16 protein-coding genes are annotated in these 17371 nt (G+C 57.4%); 7 read left to right on the forward strand and 9 right to left on the reverse strand.

Annotation, left to right across the window (positions count from 1 at the left end; genetic code table 11):
* The first annotated feature begins 29 nt into the window (after positions 1-29).
* From atpG to glmS, 5 genes are all read left to right on the forward strand, one after another.
* Positions 30-893: a F0F1 ATP synthase subunit gamma gene (gene atpG, locus DV711_RS14500; protein ID WP_114696442.1), complete on the forward strand. Its 864-nt coding sequence runs from the start codon at positions 30-32 to the stop codon at positions 891-893.
* 38 nt (positions 894-931) lie between these two features.
* Positions 932-2308 (forward strand): F0F1 ATP synthase subunit beta, encoded by a 1377-nt coding sequence (atpD, locus tag DV711_RS14505; protein ID WP_114696443.1) that lies wholly within the window; start codon positions 932-934, stop codon positions 2306-2308.
* 37 nt (positions 2309-2345) lie between these two features.
* A complete protein-coding gene (locus DV711_RS14510) occupies positions 2346-2768 on the forward strand; it encodes a F0F1 ATP synthase subunit epsilon (protein WP_114696444.1) in 423 nt (140 codons plus the stop codon).
* Positions 2769-2976: 208 nt separating this feature from the next.
* The gene (glmU, locus tag DV711_RS14515; protein WP_114696445.1) at positions 2977-4353 is read left to right on the forward strand and encodes a bifunctional UDP-N-acetylglucosamine diphosphorylase/glucosamine-1-phosphate N-acetyltransferase GlmU; all 1377 of its coding nucleotides are present in this window, start codon (positions 2977-2979) and stop codon (positions 4351-4353) included.
* Positions 4354-4410: 57 nt separating this feature from the next.
* Positions 4411-6246: a glutamine--fructose-6-phosphate transaminase (isomerizing) gene (gene glmS / locus DV711_RS14520; protein WP_114696446.1), complete on the forward strand. Its 1836-nt coding sequence runs from the start codon at positions 4411-4413 to the stop codon at positions 6244-6246.
* Between the two features lie 64 nt (positions 6247-6310).
* Here the strand turns inward: glmS and DV711_RS14525 are convergent, their stop codons facing one another.
* The 4 genes from DV711_RS14525 to DV711_RS14540 all read right to left on the reverse strand — a co-directional run bounded on the left by DV711_RS14525 (position 6311) and on the right by DV711_RS14540 (position 9816).
* A complete protein-coding gene (locus DV711_RS14525; RefSeq protein ID WP_114696447.1) occupies positions 6311-6904 on the reverse strand; it encodes a 2-hydroxychromene-2-carboxylate isomerase in 594 nt (197 codons plus the stop codon).
* Between the two features lie 40 nt (positions 6905-6944).
* The gene (locus DV711_RS14530) at positions 6945-7625 is read right to left on the reverse strand and encodes a haloacid dehalogenase type II (protein ID WP_114696448.1); all 681 of its coding nucleotides are present in this window, start codon (positions 7623-7625) and stop codon (positions 6945-6947) included.
* 191 nt (positions 7626-7816) lie between these two features.
* Positions 7817-9049 (reverse strand): OprD family outer membrane porin, encoded by a 1233-nt coding sequence (locus DV711_RS14535; RefSeq protein ID WP_114696449.1) that lies wholly within the window; start codon positions 9047-9049, stop codon positions 7817-7819.
* 212 nt (positions 9050-9261) lie between these two features.
* On the reverse strand, positions 9262-9816 hold the full coding sequence (locus tag DV711_RS14540) for a carboxymuconolactone decarboxylase family protein (RefSeq protein WP_114696450.1): 555 nt from the start codon (positions 9814-9816) through the stop codon (positions 9262-9264).
* A gap of 224 nt (positions 9817-10040) precedes the next feature.
* On the opposite strand from DV711_RS14540, the gene DV711_RS14545 reads away from it, so the two are divergent.
* Positions 10041-10277, forward strand: coding sequence for a hypothetical protein (locus tag DV711_RS14545; RefSeq protein WP_133297466.1), 237 nt, complete (start codon positions 10041-10043; stop codon positions 10275-10277).
* 69 nt (positions 10278-10346) lie between these two features.
* Here the strand turns inward: DV711_RS14545 and DV711_RS14550 are convergent, their stop codons facing one another.
* The 5 genes from DV711_RS14550 to DV711_RS14570 all read right to left on the reverse strand — a co-directional run bounded on the left by DV711_RS14550 (position 10347) and on the right by DV711_RS14570 (position 15691).
* A complete protein-coding gene (locus DV711_RS14550; protein WP_207802648.1) occupies positions 10347-11198 on the reverse strand; it encodes a class I SAM-dependent methyltransferase in 852 nt (283 codons plus the stop codon).
* A 64-nt stretch (positions 11199-11262) separates the two neighbouring features.
* The gene (locus tag DV711_RS14555) at positions 11263-12093 is read right to left on the reverse strand and encodes a class I SAM-dependent methyltransferase (RefSeq protein WP_207802649.1); all 831 of its coding nucleotides are present in this window, start codon (positions 12091-12093) and stop codon (positions 11263-11265) included.
* A 169-nt stretch (positions 12094-12262) separates the two neighbouring features.
* Positions 12263-13792, reverse strand: a complete 1530-nt coding sequence (locus DV711_RS14560) for a winged helix-turn-helix domain-containing protein (RefSeq protein WP_114696453.1) — start codon at positions 13790-13792, stop codon at positions 12263-12265.
* 94 nt (positions 13793-13886) lie between these two features.
* Entirely contained in the window at positions 13887-14246 is a 360-nt protein-coding gene (locus DV711_RS14565; RefSeq protein WP_114696454.1) for a cupin domain-containing protein, read from the reverse strand.
* Positions 14247-14302: 56 nt separating this feature from the next.
* Positions 14303-15691 carry an NAD(P)/FAD-dependent oxidoreductase gene (locus DV711_RS14570; protein WP_114696455.1) on the reverse strand — a complete coding sequence of 463 codons (1389 nt, stop codon included), beginning with the start codon at positions 15689-15691 and terminating at the stop codon, positions 14303-14305.
* A gap of 655 nt (positions 15692-16346) precedes the next feature.
* Here DV711_RS14570 and DV711_RS14575 point away from each other — a divergent pair.
* Positions 16347-17363: a TRAP transporter substrate-binding protein gene (locus DV711_RS14575; protein WP_114696456.1), complete on the forward strand. Its 1017-nt coding sequence runs from the start codon at positions 16347-16349 to the stop codon at positions 17361-17363.
* Positions 17364-17371 lie beyond the last annotated feature (8 nt).

A 17371-nucleotide genomic window follows, 5' to 3' on the forward strand; every position in this document is an offset into this window, starting at 1 on the left:
AAGCGAAACGAACTTAAAGGCAGAAAGATATGGCAGTCGGAAAAGAGATTAAAACCCAGATTGCGAGTATCCAGAGTACACGTAAGATCACCAGCGCCATGGAAATGGTTGCTGCGTCGAAAATGCGTCGCGCTCAGGACCGCATGCAAGCGACCCGCCCTTACGCGGACCGCATGCGTGGTGTAATCGCTCATCTGGCGAAATCTAATCCTGAATACAAGCACCTGTACATGCAGGAGCGGGATGTAAAACGGGTTGGCTATATCGTTGTTTCAACTGATCGCGGCCTTTGTGGTGGCTTGAACATCAATGCGTTCAAGACCCTGGTCCGTGAAATGACCGAGCACAACAGCAACAATATCGAAATCGATATCTGTGCCGTTGGTTCCAAGGCAGGTGGTTTCTTCAACAGCTACGGCGGTAACGTCGTTGCTGCGACCTCCGGCCTGGGCGATGCTCCTGAGATCGGCGCCCTGATCGGCAGCGTCAAGGTAATGCTTGATGCCTACGCCGAAGGCAAGATCGATCAGTTGCACATGGTATACAACAACTTCGTCAACACGATGACCCAAACACCGGTCATCGAACAGCTCCTGCCCCTGAAAGCAGAAGATGACGACGAAAGCATGACCCACCACTGGGACTACATCTACGAGCCCGATGCAAAAGAGCTCCTGGATGGTCTGTTGACTCGCTACATCGAGTCACTGGTGTATCAAGCTGTAGTTGAGAACAACGCCTGTGAGCAGGCTGCACGAATGATGGCAATGAAGAGCGCCACCGATAATGCCGGTGACCTCATTGACGATCTGCAGCGGGTTTACAACAAGGCGCGTCAAGCCGCGATCACTCAGGAAATTTCTGAGATCGTCGGTGGTGCAGCCGCTGTTTAACAGCGAATCAGGTGAACAAGATTTAAGAGGACTCAAACATGAGTAGCGGACGTATCGTACAAATTATCGGTGCCGTTATCGACGTTGAGTTTCCGCGCGACGCAGTACCGCAGGTATATGACGCGCTGAAGGTAAGCTCAAACGACGTAACTCTGGAAGTTCAGCAGCAGCTGGGCGACGGAGTTGTACGCGCCATCGCCATGGGTCAGACTGAAGGTCTGAAGCGTGGTCTGGATGTAGAAAACACTAATGCCCCGATCATGGTACCGGTTGGTACCGAGACCCTGGGCCGTATTATGGACGTGCTGGGCACGCCGATCGACGAAGCTGGTCCGATCGGTGAGCAGGAGCGCATGCCGATTCACCGTAAGGCGCCTTCATACGAAGAGCAGGCAGCTTCTAACGAGCTGCTGGAAACCGGCATCAAGGTTATCGACCTGGTTTGCCCGTTCGCCAAGGGTGGTAAGGTTGGTCTGTTCGGTGGTGCCGGTGTAGGCAAGACCGTAAACATGATGGAACTGATCCGTAACATCGCCATCGAGCACAGCGGTTTCTCCGTATTTGCCGGTGTAGGTGAGCGGACCCGTGAAGGTAACGACTTCTACTACGAGATGAAGGAGTCCAACGTACTGGACAAAGTATCTCTGGTTTACGGTCAGATGAACGAGCCGCCTGGAAACCGTCTGCGTGTAGCACTGACTGGTCTGACCATGGCTGAGAAGTTCCGTGACGAAGGTCGTGACGTACTGTTGTTCGTTGACAACATCTACCGTTACACCCTGGCCGGTACCGAAGTATCTGCACTGCTGGGTCGTATGCCTTCTGCGGTAGGTTACCAGCCGACTCTGGCGGAAGAGATGGGCGTTCTGCAGGAGCGTATCACCTCCACCAAGACCGGTTCTATCACCTCCATCCAGGCGGTATACGTACCGGCGGATGACTTGACCGATCCGTCTCCGGCTACCACCTTCTCGCACCTTGATGCGACCGTGGTACTGTCCCGTGACATCGCGTCTCTGGGTATCTACCCGGCTGTAGACCCGCTGGATTCCACCTCTCGTCAGCTGGATCCGCTGGTTATCGGTCAGGAGCACTACGACGTTGCTCGTAACGTTCAGGGTACCCTGCAGCGTTATAAGGAACTGAAAGACATCATCGCGATCCTGGGTATGGACGAACTGTCTGAAGAAGACAAGATGGTCGTATCCCGTGCGCGTAAGATCGAGAAGTTCCTGTCGCAGCCGTTCTTCGTAGCAGAAGTATTCACCGGTTCTCCGGGTAAGTACGTCCCGCTGAAGGACACCATTGCCAGCTTCAACGGCATCCTGAACGGCGACTATGACGATCTGCCTGAGCAGGCGTTCTACATGGTTGGTGGTATCGAAGAAGTAGTGGAGAAAGCTAAGAGCATGTAATGCTCTTTGTTTTCAGACACCAAAAGAGGCATAAAAGATGGCTATGACTGTTCATTGCGATATTGTCAGCGCGGAAGAGGAGATCTTCTCCGGTCTGATCGAGTTCGTATCTCTGACAGGTAGCCTGGGTGACCTGGGTATTACTCCGGGTCACGCTCCTCTACTTACAGAGATCAACCCAGGTCCTGTCGAGCTGAAAAAGCAGGGCGGCGAAGAGCAGGTGTTCTACGTCTCCGGTGGTTTCCTTGAGGTTCAACCCAACAAGGTCACCATCATGGCGGATACCGCACTGCGCGCTCACGACATGAACGAGGCTGCTGCTGAAGAAGCGATGCGTCAGGCAGAGCAGGCAATGAAGGATCAGACCGCGGAGTTCGAATACTCCAAGGCTGCGTCCCAACTGGCCGAAGCTGCTGCACAACTGCGCACCATTCGTCAGATTCGCAAAAAGGTCGGTTAACGACCTGGCCGGCAGGCTCGACCTGCCACTGCATTCGAAAAGCGACCCTCGGGTCGCTTTTTTTGTGGCTCAAGTTTATCGACAACAGATGTAGATCAAATTGTCACCGAGATAGGGTAAAACTACGGTAACGCCTGATCCAAGTTGGTATCATCTTGCGTTGACGGTTAATCCACTGTCGGTTATCTACAACCCCGAGGAACCCTGAATGTCACTGGAAGTGATCATCCTGGCGGCCGGCCAGGGCACCCGCATGAAGTCCAAACTCCCGAAAGTGCTGCATCCGATTGCCGGTAAGCCGATGGTTGGCCATGTGATCGATACCGCAGCCCGATTAGATGCCGCAGTAACCCATGTGGTGGTCGGGCACGGCAGCGATCAGCTGCGGGCCTACCTGGACAGTGGTATGGGTCAGCATCGGCTCAATGTGGTGGAGCAGACCGAGCAGCTGGGAACCGGGCATGCGGTGGATCAGGCGATTCCCGATGTTGCCGATGATGCGGTGGCATTGATCCTCTATGGGGATGTTCCACTAACTCAATACGACACGCTCAAGGGCTTGGTGAATCGAGCGAGACAGCAGGCATTGGCACTGCTGACGGTTGATCTGGCCGATCCGACCGGCTACGGCCGTATCGTCCGCGACCACGATCATCAGGTGGTGGCGATCGTCGAGCATAAGGACGCCAGTGAGGCGGAGCTGGCCATCCGTGAGATCAACACCGGCATCCTGGCATTACCGGCGGCTTGGCTAAAGCAGTGGTTACCCCAGCTGTCATCCGACAATGCCCAGGGCGAGTACTACCTGACCGACATCATCGCCATGGCTGCAGAAGCCGGCAAGCCGATTGAAGCGGTTCAGCCCAGTTGCGAGCAGGAAGTACAAGGCGTTAACAACCGCCTGCAGCTGGCCGAACTGGAACGCTGGCACCAGTTGCAGCAGGCCGATCATTGGATGACTCAGGGGGTCACGCTGGCCGATCCGGCACGGGTCGATTTCCGTGGCGATATCGAGATTGGTAACGACTCCAGTCTCGACGTCAACGTGATTATGGAAGGTAAGGTACGGATCGGCAGCAACGTCAGCATCGGCGCCAATTGTGTGATCAAGGACAGCACCGTTGCTGACGGAACCCAGATCAAGCCGAACTCGATGCTGGATGAGTCCGAGGTGGGCGAAAATTGCGATATCGGCCCCTTCGCAAGACTGCGTCCAGGAACCAAGTTGGCAGCCAAGGCGAAGATCGGCAACTTCGTCGAAACCAAGAAGACCCTGGTCGGCGAAGGCTCCAAGATCAATCACCTGAGTTACGTAGGCGATGCGATCCTGGGTTCCGGGGTTAATGTTGGTGCCGGAACCATTACCTGCAACTATGATGGGGTCAACAAGTTCCAGACCGAGATTGGCGATAACGCCTTTATCGGCTCCAACAGTTCGCTGGTCGCTCCGGTCCGAGTCGGTGAAGGCGCAACGACCGGTGCGGGCTCGACCATTACCAAATCGATTGATGACGGTGCGCTGGGTGTGGCCCGCGGTCGTCAGGCCAATCTATCGGGCTGGAAACGACCCGAGAAGAAGGCTTAAGCAGCCTTACCCAGGCTAGGATAAACCCACTAACTTCGTATCAGGATAGATCAGACTATGTGTGGCATTGTGGGCGCGATCGCGCAACGTCAGGTCTCCGGCATCTTGCTGGAAGGCCTCAAGCGGCTGGAATACCGTGGTTATGACTCGGCCGGGATGGCTGTGCGGGATCAGGCTGACGGACAGATTCACTGCACCCGCCGTTCCGGCAAGGTGGCGGAGCTGGAAGCGGCGCTGGGACAACAACCGTTGCAGGGTAGCCTGGGTATCGCCCATACCCGTTGGGCTACCCACGGTAAGCCGGAAGAGCGCAATGCCCATCCGCACCTGGCCGATGGCCGGGTGGCGGTGGTTCACAACGGCATTATCGAAAACTTCGAGCCTCTCAAGAATGGACTGATCGCCAAAGGCGTTGAGTTTGCATCCGATACGGATACCGAAGTGATCGCTCACTTGGTCCATGACAAGCTTAATCAAGGCGTTGAGTTTCCCGAAGCGGTTAAGCAGACCATCGCTCAGCTAGACGGTGCTTACGCGCTGGCGATCATCGATCAGCAACAGCCGGATCTAATCATGGCGGCGCGAATGGGCAGTCCACTGGTGATCGGCATCGGTATCGGTGAGAACTTTATCGCCTCCGATCCGCTGGCGATGCTGCAGGTCACCGACCAGTTTATCTACCTCGATGAGGGTGATCTGGCCGAGGTGCGGTTGGAATCTGTGTCGGTCCGAAACCGTGCCGGCGAGCCGGTCGAACATGAGGTGCTGCGATACGAGCACGGCCAGGACGCCACCGACAAAGGCGAATACCGCCACTACATGATGAAAGAGATCATGGAGCAACCGGCGGTGGTTGAAGCAGTATTGGAAGGCCGCCTGGGTAAGGAAGCGGTGCTGGAGCAAGCGTTCGGTGCCGAAGCCAAAGCCATCTTTGATCGCGTCCAGTCGGTCCAGATTATCGCCTGCGGAACCAGCTACCATGCTGGGATGATCGCCAAATACTGGATCGAAGAGCTGGTTGGAATTCCTTGTCAGATCGAAGTGGCCAGCGAGTACCGCTACCGCAAGACCGTGGTACTGCCCAACAGCCTGTTCCTGACCATCTCCCAGTCCGGTGAAACCGCCGATACTCTGGCGGCACTGCGGGAAGCCAAAGAGGCCGGTTTCCTGGCCTGTCTGACGATCTGTAATGTTCCCGGTAGTTCACTGGTACGCGAATCCGACCTGTCGCTGATGACCAATGCTGGCCCCGAGATCGGCGTTGCCTCCACCAAGGCTTTCACTAGCCAACTGGTGGCACTGCTGCTGACTGCTCTGGTGCTGGGACGCCGGCACGGTATCTCGGCGGAGCAGGAGTCTGAGCTGGTCAGCGCACTGAAACGTCTACCGCAACAGCTCGAGCAGGTGTTGTCATTAGACTCCGCGATCGAAACCCTGTCGCAACGCTTTGCCGACAAGAATCACAGCCTGTTCCTGGGTCGTGGAGCGATGTACCCGGTGGCGATGGAAGGGGCTCTGAAGCTCAAAGAGATCTCCTATATCCACGCCGAAGCCTACCCGGCCGGTGAGCTCAAGCACGGCCCGTTGGCGTTGGTTGACAAGGAGATGCCGGTGATAGTGGTTGCGCCCAACAACAGCCTACTGGAGAAGCTCAAGGCTAACATGCAGGAGGTTCAGGCCCGTGGCGGTGAGCTGTATGTGTTTGCCGACCAGGCGGCCGGGCTGGATAACGGTGAGGGTATCCACACCCTGGAGCTTCCCCATGTCCACAGCCTGGTGGGGCCGATCCTCTATACCATCCCGCTACAGCTGCTGTCGTACCACGTCGCGGTGTTGAAAGGGACCGATGTTGACCAGCCCCGTAACCTAGCCAAGTCGGTGACGGTGGAATAATCGGACTCAGGATAACGGTGCTTATCCACAAGCACCGTTATCCACAATCCAGCTATCGATAACGTTATCTCAGCGCATCCGCCAGTAATTCCAACCGATCCTGTCCCCAGAACTGTTCACCATTGAGCAGGTAGGCAGGCGCTCCAAGTACACCCTGCTCTATCGCCGCGGTAGTATTCGCAGCGTAAATCGTTTCAACAGCCTCGGTCTTCGCTTGTTCCAGCAGAGTCAGCGCATCGAGATCCAGATCGCCTAGGATCTGTCGGATCACCGCTTCGTCAGCGATATTCTTCTCTTCGGCCCAGCAGGCGGCTAGAACCCGGCCGATAAAATCTCCGGCATCCCTTCCCTGCTGCTGGATGGCGACGGCACAACGGTCGGCCAGACTGGGATCGGTGGGAAAGTGAGCTGGTTGCTGGTTCACCGGCAGGCCGCGCTTTTTGGCCCAGCGTCCGATCTCCAATAACCGGTATTGCTGCCGGCATACCGGGCGCTGTGCCAAGGGAACGACAGCGGCGGCGGTGAAGACCTGGCTCAATTTGACCGGCTTGTAACGAATCTCGGCCCCGTACTCTTGAGCGATCCGCAGCAAGGCCCTGTGGCCCAGGTAAGCGAAGGGAGAGATGCTGGTAAAGTAGTAATCGATCTGCTGGCGCATGGCGGGCTAGGCTCCTAGGGTCAGTGATTGCCGAGGGGGATTAATCAGTTTGCTCGGCCAGCTGCTGCGGTAGTTGACTCAAGCTGGATACCTTCAGGGTCGGGTCGATACCCCAGGGGTCGAACTGGGCGTTACTGCTGCGTTGTACCCAGGCCGAGCGCATGCCCGCCGAGATCGATCCGATCACGTCGAACGGGTTGCTCGAGATCAGCCAGGCGCTGGAGGCCTTGGCATCGGATTGGCGTAGGAAGTGGCTGTAGACCGCCGGGTTGGGTTTAAAGGACTTCAGCTCATCAACGCTGATGATGTCGATAAAGAACTGCCGGATTCCGGCGTTCTGCAATAACTGATCGACAGCCTCGGCGGTGCCGTTTGAGAACGCGAACAGGCGGCAACCCATCGCCTGAAGTTCGTTCAGGCTCTGCTTCACATCATCGAATGCCGGCAGGGTTTTATAGATCTGCAACAGCTGTTGTTTCTGCTCGGCGCTCAGCGCTACCCCCTGCTCGTGACAGGTGTAATCCAATGCTTGGCTGGTACAGACGGCGAAACTGGCGTAGTTCTGCATCAGGCCGCGACGGAAGGCATATTCGAGCTGCTTTTCACGCCAGCGGCTGGAAAACCCCTGAGCTCGGTCGCCAATCAGTGCTTGCAGTTGGGCGACTACGCCGTGGGTATCGATCAGGGTGCCATAAACATCAAAGGCCAGGGTGAACGGCATTGGCTTACCTGCGTGGTGTTTGTCTGGATGTGTTACGTTATCGAACGTTACCAGCTCAGCCTCGCGACTGTTAAGTTACGACAGAGCTTTGCAGGTCGGGTAGCTTAACCGCCCTGCTTGGTCCCAGGGATAACAGGCCCGCTCGTTTCAGGTGAACGAGCTCTAGGCCTGTTAATCACCTTCCCGCCCGATTACAGCAGCGCGATGTTGTAGTTCAGAATCAGACGATTCTCATCGGTGTTGCTGGTCTCGGTGGAGCGCACCGTCGAGTTACGCCAGCGCAGCGACAGCCCCTCAACGTACGGGAAGTTGTAGCGCATTTCGACATTGCGCTCCCACTCTTTGCCGTCCGGACCTGCACCGGTATCGATATTATCGCCGCGGGTATAGCGGGTCATAAAGCTCAGGCCGGGTACGGACTTGAACTTGTAGTCGAAGCGCGCCTGCCAGGACCTTTCGTCGGCGCGGTCAAAATCCAGCCGCTGGACCGAGTTCCAGGTCACCAGACTATTGTCGTCATGGGTGAAACCGTCCCAGGACTCTTCGTATTCATCGCCGTTGACCGCCTGGTAGGAGAGGGTGAACTTCATCTGCTGGTAGCGCAGCTGCGCGGCCAGGTTGGTCAGGTCGCTGTCATAGTCACTGCCGACCGAATCCAGCGCACCATCGCCATCGGCCTTACCGATATAGTGATGGGCGTCCAACAGCAGGGTCATCTCCTGGGCCAGCTCCATCGGGTAGCTGATATTGAAGTAGGTCTGCCGGAGGACGTTGTCCGCCTCGCCATGGGCGGCATGGACCGAGAGCTGATTGTCGAAGGTGTAGCCGCCACCAACTACGATCACTTCGTAGTCGTTGCCCTGATTGTCGACGTAATGGTGGAAACCATCTTCGGTTTTGGCGCTGGCCTTGTCGGACCAGATACCGTACAGGTCAACCCCATTGAGGGCGCCATCGATCATCACCAACTGGGTGGAGCTGGGCGTGATCCGCGAATCTGAATCATTGAACAGTGGCGTATCGGTCACCATCCGACCGGCCTTGAGCTGTGCTTCTTGGCCCAGTTTCAGTTTCAGGTAGGCCTGACCGATCTTGGTATAGCCAGACTGAGAGCCGTCGCTGTTGGTTTGCAGTACTCCGGTTCCGCCTTCACCGGTGTCGCCGCTGAGTTTGCCGACGGCGAACAGCGAGGCATCAAAGCCGATCAGGTCGGAGGCGTAGCCGGATTGATAGTCCAGTCGCAATGCCTGGGCGGCGGCAATGGCATCGTTTCTGCCTTCAAAATCACGGTTGAAATAGAAGGTCCGGAATTTAGCATCCAGCTTACTATCTTCAACAAAACTGCCCATGCTGTCTTGCGCCAGTGCTTGAGCGCTGATCGCAGTCAGCATTACCCCGTACAGGGTTGAACGTTTGAAGCTCATCGAGATTTCCTCTTACAGTCAGACCAAGTACATCGGCTGGGTAAGGTTAAATGGTCTGGTAGAACAGTTGATTCCTGTCGGACAGCTTTAACCAACGGGAGGTTATGGCACTCCGCTAGCCGGTGTATGACCCTCTTGCCTATCTCTGGTAGACCGCGAGAGAGTTTGAATACCCACCAATACTGTAGACAGAGTACGGCTGTGGTGCTTGCTCAGTCGCTCTTTTCCCAGGCGAAGGGCTTGAACGGCGGATCGACCGGTGTGTTGGCAAAGTGGTTGATGTAATTGCTCATCACCTTCTGGGCCATACCCAGGGTGATCTCCAATAACTGCTGTGGGCCGTAGCCGGCGGCAAAGAAAGCTTGCATCTGGCTATCGGAAAGTTGGCCGCGTTGGCGCAGCATCGCCAGGGTCGTGTCGTGCAGCGCCTGCAGCTTTGGTGTGGTCATGGCATCGCCGTTGCGCAGTGCATCGGTCAACGTCGGGTCCACATTCATCATGTTGGCGATGGCGGTATGGGCCGGTACGCAATAGTGGCAACCGTGCTCGACGTTGATCGTCTGCCAAACCACGGTTAACTCTTCGGCATCGAACGAGGTGTTTTGAAACAGCTCGTGTAGGTTTTTGTAGGCTTCGAGCACTGTTGGTGCTTCTGCCATGACCGCGTGTAGCCCGGGAATCATGCCGAACGTCTGCTGGGAGTTCTGCAGCAACGGCTGACTCTGCTCGGGGGCGGTTTCCAGGGTATGGAGGGTAAAAGTGCTCATGGGGGCTCCAGATCTAGGGCGGACATTACCGTTTCAGGATTAGTACGTAGCTCTACCTTAGTTTTCATTGAACGAGCGTTCAAGTGTTTTTTGAACGAATGTTCAGACTGAACTCAATACAGAGCTTAGAGAGGGTTTGGCGATGGTTGTTACAGTTTCGGCCAAAGAAGGGGATGCTGGTATATTGCTGGCGGGTATGGGTTGTTAGCAGCAGGGGGTCAACGGTGAGAAAGCAGTTTGTTCTAAATCTGGATGCGGCGGTGGTTATTGCGGTCTTATTTGCGGTGACGCTGGGGTTTAACGCGTTGCAGTACAGCTTCAACGTGGAATTGACCAGCGAGAATCAACGCCTGCAATGGCAAGGGTTGGAGGACAAGCTGAATCTGGATTCGCTGAGTGGCGCGCTAGAGAGTCATCGGGCTGAGCTGAAAGCCTGCCAAGCACCGGACGAGCATGGGTGATTTGGATCAAAGAGTGACCAGTTAGCCACTCTCCTATTCTTTAGCGGCCGATAGTTAGAGCTCAGTTATTCAGAGCTCAATGACAGTCTGCAGATAATCAGAAGGGATCACCAAGGTGCCATCGCTGGCTCGATTGTATCGTTCGGCCAGCGCCAGAATGTCATCCATCAGCCTGGCTGCAGTCGGTTTATCGAGTTTCTTCAAGACCTGCAGGGTCATACCGCAGAAGGTGGTGAAGACATACTGCCAGTGGGCGGCTGAGCGGTAACGGAAGTTGAGCTGGCGTCGATGGTGTCGGATCTGTTTCGCCGTGCCGAACTGCTCTTCGATAAAGGCTTCGGTTCCCCAGCGGCTGGGCATCTTTACTCCGTCGGGCAACGGACGGTAGCGACACAGCAATTCAAAGTACTGGCCGACAAAGCCGTCGGGACACCAGCTGGCCAGGCCGATACGGCCACCCTGTTTGCAGACCCGTTGCAGCTCGGCCGCAGCAAGACGCTGGCGTGGGGCGAACATCACCCCAAAGGTTGAAACCACGTAATCGTAGCTGGCGTCTTCAAATGGCAGGGCTTCGGCGTCGGCCTCCTGAACCGCCATTTCCAGACCTTCAGCGACGGCCCGGTTGTGACCCTGCTGCAGCAGCTGCGGGACGAAGTCGGTGGAGGTGACATCACAGTAACGCCTTGCTGCTGCCAGCGAGGCATTGCCGTTGCCGCCGGCCACATCAAGCAGGCTGCGCCCGGCATGTAGATCCAGGGCTTCCATCAATTGTTCACCAACGATCTGCAGGGTGGTGCCGATTCGGCCGTAATCGCCCTTGGACCAGGAGCGGCGCTGGTGGGCCGTGACCAGCTTGCGGAGGATCGGACGCGGCAGCGTGGCGCTGGTGAGCAGGTGGGTCATCTTGGTGGCGATATTCATGGCGTTATCCTCATCGAGTTGTGACTAAGTTCTGCCATCCATGGCGAGGCTTTGGCGGCATTGTTTAGCGATCGATCACGATCTGCAGGTACTCGGACGGCACCACCATGCTGCCGTCTTCGGCAGTATTGAAGTGCGCGATCAGGGTCAGGATGTCTTCGCGAAGGGAGTCACGAAGTTCCGGCGCTAATGCTTCGAAGGCTTTCAGCGTGGGGCCGTAATAGCGGCTGAATACATCGAGCCAGTGTTGCGGCGACTGATAGCGGAAATGGAATCGGCAGCGGCTGACATGCAGCTGACGGACCCGCTGGCCGAATTGCTGTTGCACAAACGCTTCGGTGCCCCAGCGGGCTGGTGAGTCGAGTCCTGCCGGGGGGGCAACATAGCGGCCGATCAGTTTGAACAGCTGACCGATAAATCCTTCCGGAGTCCAGTTGGCCAGCCCGATGCGGCCACCGGGGCGGCAAACCCGCAACAGTTCATCGGCGGCGCGTTGCTGGTCGGGGGTGAACATCACTCCAAAGGTGGAGACCACATAGTCGAAGCTGGCGTCATCGAATGGCAGCGCTTCGGCGTCGGCCTGTTGGTAGTCGACCACCAACCCTTCGGCCTGTGCCCGGAGTTGGGATTGTTGCAGCAGCGCTTCGACATAGTCGGTCGATACCACTTTGCAGAACCTGCGGGCGGCGGCCAAGGAAACATTGCCGTTACCGCCGGCCACATCCAGCAGCCGCTGGCCGGCGCGGACATCCAACGCTTCGCACAGCTCTTCGCCGGTGATCTGCAGGGTAACGCCGACCCGGCTATAGTCGCCGGCGCCCCAGGTGGCACGTTGCTTGGCTTTGATGGCGGTGTAATCGGGTAAGGGGGTTTCGGTTGTTGAGAGAGTTTGCATCATCGTTCTCCGGTTGGGCTGATTGGAACCGACTCGTTGGGGATAGAGCCGCTGCCTGAGAATCAGATTACGCTCAGCTGAGGCGGTGAACTTGAGGGTTCGGTGGGGATTAGTTGGGGATTGGCGGGTTACTGTGCGACGGGGCTGTGCTGGACCCGCTGCCGTCAGCTCAACCGTGCAGTTGAGTCAGCGTCGCGCCCAGTTTACGGCCGACCAAGGCGTCGACCTGGGCTTGCTGCAGGTCGGGTTTAATCCGGTAAGCGTGCCGCATCTGCTTGGCGGCCTCCGGCATCGCACCGTTCAACAGTTCGGCGGCGGCCAGCGCCACCCGTGGCAGGTAGCTGCGAGCATCACGCTGACAGGCCAGCAGCCCCTGTTGATAGGCGGGCTCCGGTTGTCCGGCTCTGAGCAGTGCGAGGGTCAACAGCGTCCCCCAGATCGCCAGGCGGCTGTCGAGCGGGCTGAGGCTGATGCCCCGTTGTAGTTGCTCGATACCCCTGTCCAGCTCACCGGATAGTAAATGAACCGAACCCAGTGCAACCCAGGCCTGGGCATTGCTGGAGTTGAGCTCCACCGCCTGGCGCAGAATCGGCAGTGCCCGCTCGCTGTCACCGATATCGGCGATGGCGCAACCGGCATAGCCGAGCACGGTCGAGTCGCTGTCATCCAGTTTCAGGGCGGTCTGGGCGGCTTCCAAGGCTTCGGCACGGGTTTGCTGGCGTTGGCCGATCAAATGAATCCGATCACCGAACCCCATCACCAGCGACAACAGCGCCGGTGCCAGGGCGAATCCAGGTGCCAGCCGGCGGCTGCGTCGCAGCAGGGTGGCAGCCTCTTCAAAGGCTTCATCACGCCAGCCTTTCAATGACAGCAGGCTGTGGGCCGCAAGGAACAGCCGTTGCGGGTCGCCGTCATCGCACTCGACCGCTTCGGCGATGGCTCGATTCAGCTGGGGCTCGAGCTTGGCGATCAGCGTCAGCGGCGCCTGCTCCACGGCACGGTCAAACGGCCCTTCGAGGAAGAACTGTTCGCCCCAGCGTTGAAAGCCGCTACGGGCATCGATCAGTTGGGCCTGCAGGCGGAAACCCTCCCGGTATGCCATCAGTGTGCCCTCCAACAGGTAGTCGACCCCGTAGGTTTCATAGATGGTACGGGCGCTGAGCATCGATACGGCAGGGCCTTGTTCATTCGGGTGCAGGCCAAGCTGCAGTAAGGGAATACGTCCCAGTAGGGTTATCAGATCGGTGGGCAGGGTTTGTGCTAGCCTGACGACCTCAAGCTGGTCCGACAGTACCCGCAGCGGCATGATCAGCAGCGCTGGAGCGGCGGTGTGATTGGCCCCTGATGGGGGGGCAGATTCAGCGGGTCCGGAGGCTGGCTCGAATGTGTCTTGGATATTGACCTCGGCATCGAACCGATAGCCCCGTCCGCGCAGGGTTTGGATAAAGCGCTGGCTGCTGCCGTCGTCGCCGACCAGCCGGCGGGCCTGCTTGATCGCGGTCGAGATTGTGGTTTCGGCCACCGGACGGCCGTTCCAGACCTGTTCGATCAGGGCATCATGGTTGAATATCTGACCCCGGTGCTGGATCAGAAACAGCAGCAGATCGAACACCTTGGGTTCGGCTTGGCAAAGCTGAGAGGCTCGGCGCAGCTCGAACCGCTCGGTGTCGATCTCGATATCGGCGAAGGTGATACGCATCGGTGCCGGCTCTGCTTGGAACAATCCTCCCAAGTATAGAGCCCGGCCTGTTGTTCGCCGCCTGGCGACCGAACAGTATCACCCGCCTCAGTGGTCAGTCGGTAGACAGGATCACGTAGTACTTGCGGGCATCCTCCAGTACTTCCCAGGTGCCCTGGAAGCCTTTCGGGATCACAAAGGCATCGCCGGCGGTGAAGGTTTTCGCACCACCCTGATCGTCGGCGATCACGACTCGGCCGGACAGGATGTAGCAGAACTCGTTGCGATCGCTGACCGCTTGCCACTTGCCGGGGCCGCTTTCCCAGACACCGGAGATCAGCTTTTCGCTGTCGTCGGTAAAGTAGTTGGCGATGGTTTGGACCGGGTTACCCTCCAGCAGCCGTTCGGGTGGGGTGATGAACGGGCCTGCCGGCACCGGTTGGTCGCGAAAGGCGACAACGGATTCGATCTTCATGGTGGGGATCTCCTCGTTAGGGTTGTTAAGTTAAGTGCACTGCTAAATGCAGAGTGTTAAGCCCGCTTGGGGTGCTGCGATGGCGTGACAAGCTGGCGTCGACCATGCTCGTCGCGGTGGTAGTAGTAGTGGTACAGCGCCCGCTGGCCGAGACGGCGGAAGGGAGCAAACGGAAACTTCGGAAGCGGGCTGTTGAGGATCGGCAGGTCGTGCCCGTCGGTGATCCCAACCACCTTCTCTGCCAGGCGCTTACCGGCCTGAACGCTGAAAGATACGCCGCTGCCGCCGTAACCCATGGCGTAGAGCACCTTGCCGCTCGGATCGGTCTGGAAAACGTGGGGAATATCGTCGTAGCTGATACAGACCCAGCCACCCCAGTTGTAGTCGTAGCTGATCTGATCCAGGGCCGGGAATTTGCGCTGCAGCGCCTCGATCAGGGTCTGGTTGTGGCGCGGATTGTCGGCATCTTGTCCGGTGATGGCGCTGCGGCCACCGATCAGCAGCCGATTGTCCGGCAGCTTGCGGTAGTAGAACCGCAGTGTGCGGGTGTCGGTGATCACATCGGAGCTCTGGAAGCGGCTGTCGGACAGCTCCTGCTCGGTCAGCGGTCGGGTGACGATGACGTTGGACAGCACCGGGAAGGTCCGATTCTTCAATTTCGGATGCAATGATGGTGGGGTGTAGCCGTTGGTGGCGCAGATCACTTTCTTGGCCCGTACCCGGCCACCGGGGGTGACCAGCACCTGATACTCACCGTCCTGCTGCCAATCGATCACCGGACTCGATCCATGGACCTTGCAACCGGCTGCCCGGGCCAGACGCTGATAGCCGTAGGCCAGCTTCAGAGGATGGACCCCAAAACCGTCCTGAAAGCGAAGCGCGCCGTAGGCTTCGTCACCACTGAAGTGGTTGCTGACCAGATCGGAAGCCGACAGCACATCGGCCTGATAGCCGAAATGATCGCGCAGGAAGCGGGCCTCGGATTCGATCTGCTGCATCATTTCCGGGCGGTGGGCGACCCACAGGTGGCCTTCTGGCTGAGCATCGCAGTCGATGTTTTCGGTCCGGATCAGGTCGCGGACCCGGTCCAGCCCTTCGACGATCTCGTCGAAAACCCGCCGTGCCATCGGCTCGCCCCAACGCTTGATCATCTTCTGATAAGACAGACGTCCGCCTGCCTTGAGGGCAAAGCCGCCGTTACGACCGCTGCAGCCCCAACCGGTGCGGTTCGCTTCCAGCACACAGGCTTCAATACCGTGTTCGCGGGCCAGATAGAGGCCGGCGGCCAGGCCGGTGTAGCCGGCACCGATGATGGCGACTTCGACGGTACGGTCCGAGTTGATCGGCCCGTCGTCCTGGGGTTCCGGACCGGCGCTGGCGGCCCAGTAAGAGGTTGTATGAGGTTCGCCGTTGCCGGGTCCGGCGGAGATCAGGGGATCATACATGGCGGAGTTCCTATTCACAGGTTGTTGTTTTTTTGTACAGCCAGGCTGCTCAGTGTGAGCATGATATATTCACTTTAATGAAAAAATAAAGATAAATTTCATTTGTCTTTGGGTGTTGTCATAAGCTGCTGTTTTTAGTGCATTTGGTGATCAACGACAGCTGGATATCCAGTCGAAGTGGACTGTTCATCAAACCGTTGCTGTCACGTTGGTGAAAGTTGTCTGGACGTCGTTAAGCGACTGTTAATGGGCGTTTTGGTTGGCTTGATAGATGATCTGAAAGGGGCTGAGCGATAAAAATTTCTGGGTGTCGTAAGCTGTCTTCCAGCACCCTGTTGGGATCGCCTCTCTGCGGTGATTTGCTACTGGATCAGTTGCTGATGTTGCTATCCGTCGTGTGAAAAAAGAAAAATAAATTTCATATTTGAGATTAAAACTCTGGATTTTTCTTTTTTGTTGTGCTTTTTTCTATTTAGCCCTTTTCGACCGGCGGGCCGATCCGACCGGCGAGTGGTGTTACCGATCGGGTGGCCGATCGGGGTCGAAGTGCCGGAAACGGGATTTTCGACGTCGGTTTCAGCTCCCTTTCAGGGAGCTGGTCCGGGCCGCCAGAAGTCGGGCCTTTAACGAACAGAACGTTCAATCGGAGCTACAGATGACTTACAAAAATAAGATAGCAAAAGTACTTTCTCTCTCTACCGCGGTGCTGTTCAGCGCTGGGTTGACGGTGATGGCCGAAGCCAAAACCTTCAAAGTCGCCGTCGGTGATGCCGGTGGCAGCCCCCAGCATGAGCTGGGCAAGAAATTCGCCGAAGCCTTTAAAGAAAAGACCGGTGGCAAGCACAAGGCCAAGCTGTTCCTGAACGGTCAGCTGGGCAGTGAGCAGGACACCGTCAACGATGCCGCCATCGGCAGCCTGGATTTCTCCATTCTGGCGATCAACAACATCACCCCGTTCTCTCCCACCGTCGGTGTCTTCACCCTGCCCTACGTGATCCAGAGCCTGGACGAAGCGGTTGAGCTGACTCAGGGTGAAGTGGGTCAGGAGCTGGTAGAAAACACCGTACGTGACGCCGGCGTTCGCATCATCGGCTGGACCTATTCCGGTTTCCGGGTACTGTCCAACTCCAAAAAGCCGATCAAGTCGGTAGAAGACCTGCAGGGCGTTGTGGTTCGTGTTCCGAAGAACGAGATCATGATCGACACTTACAAGTCCTGGGGTGTAAACCCGACCCCGATGGCCTGGTCCGAGACCTTCACCGCGCTGCAACAGCGTGTGGTTGATGCCCAGGACAACCCGTACATGACCATCCACTCGATGAAGTTCTATGAAGTTCAGGATTACATCACCAACCTGCGCTACATCTTCTCGATCGAGCCGCTGATCGTCAGTGAGGCCGTGTTCCAGGATCAGAAGCCGGCGATTCAGAAAGCCATTCTCGAAGCCGGTAAAGAAGCCACGCAGCACAGCGCCCAGTTCCTGCGCGACAGCGAAGCGGCCATCAAGAAGGACCTGGCTGCCAAGGGCATGCAGATCCATGATCCGGTCAACGGTGAGAAAGAGTTCATCGATCGTGCCACTCAGGCGGTATGGCCGAAGTTCTACGACAGCATCGGTGGTAAGGACAAGCTGAACCGCGTCCTGCGCCTGCTGGGTCGCAGCGAAGTCTGATCCTTCGA

This window comes from Motiliproteus coralliicola (assembly GCF_003345655.1).
GTDB classification, from domain to species: Bacteria; Pseudomonadota; Gammaproteobacteria; order Pseudomonadales; family Balneatricaceae; genus Motiliproteus; species Motiliproteus coralliicola.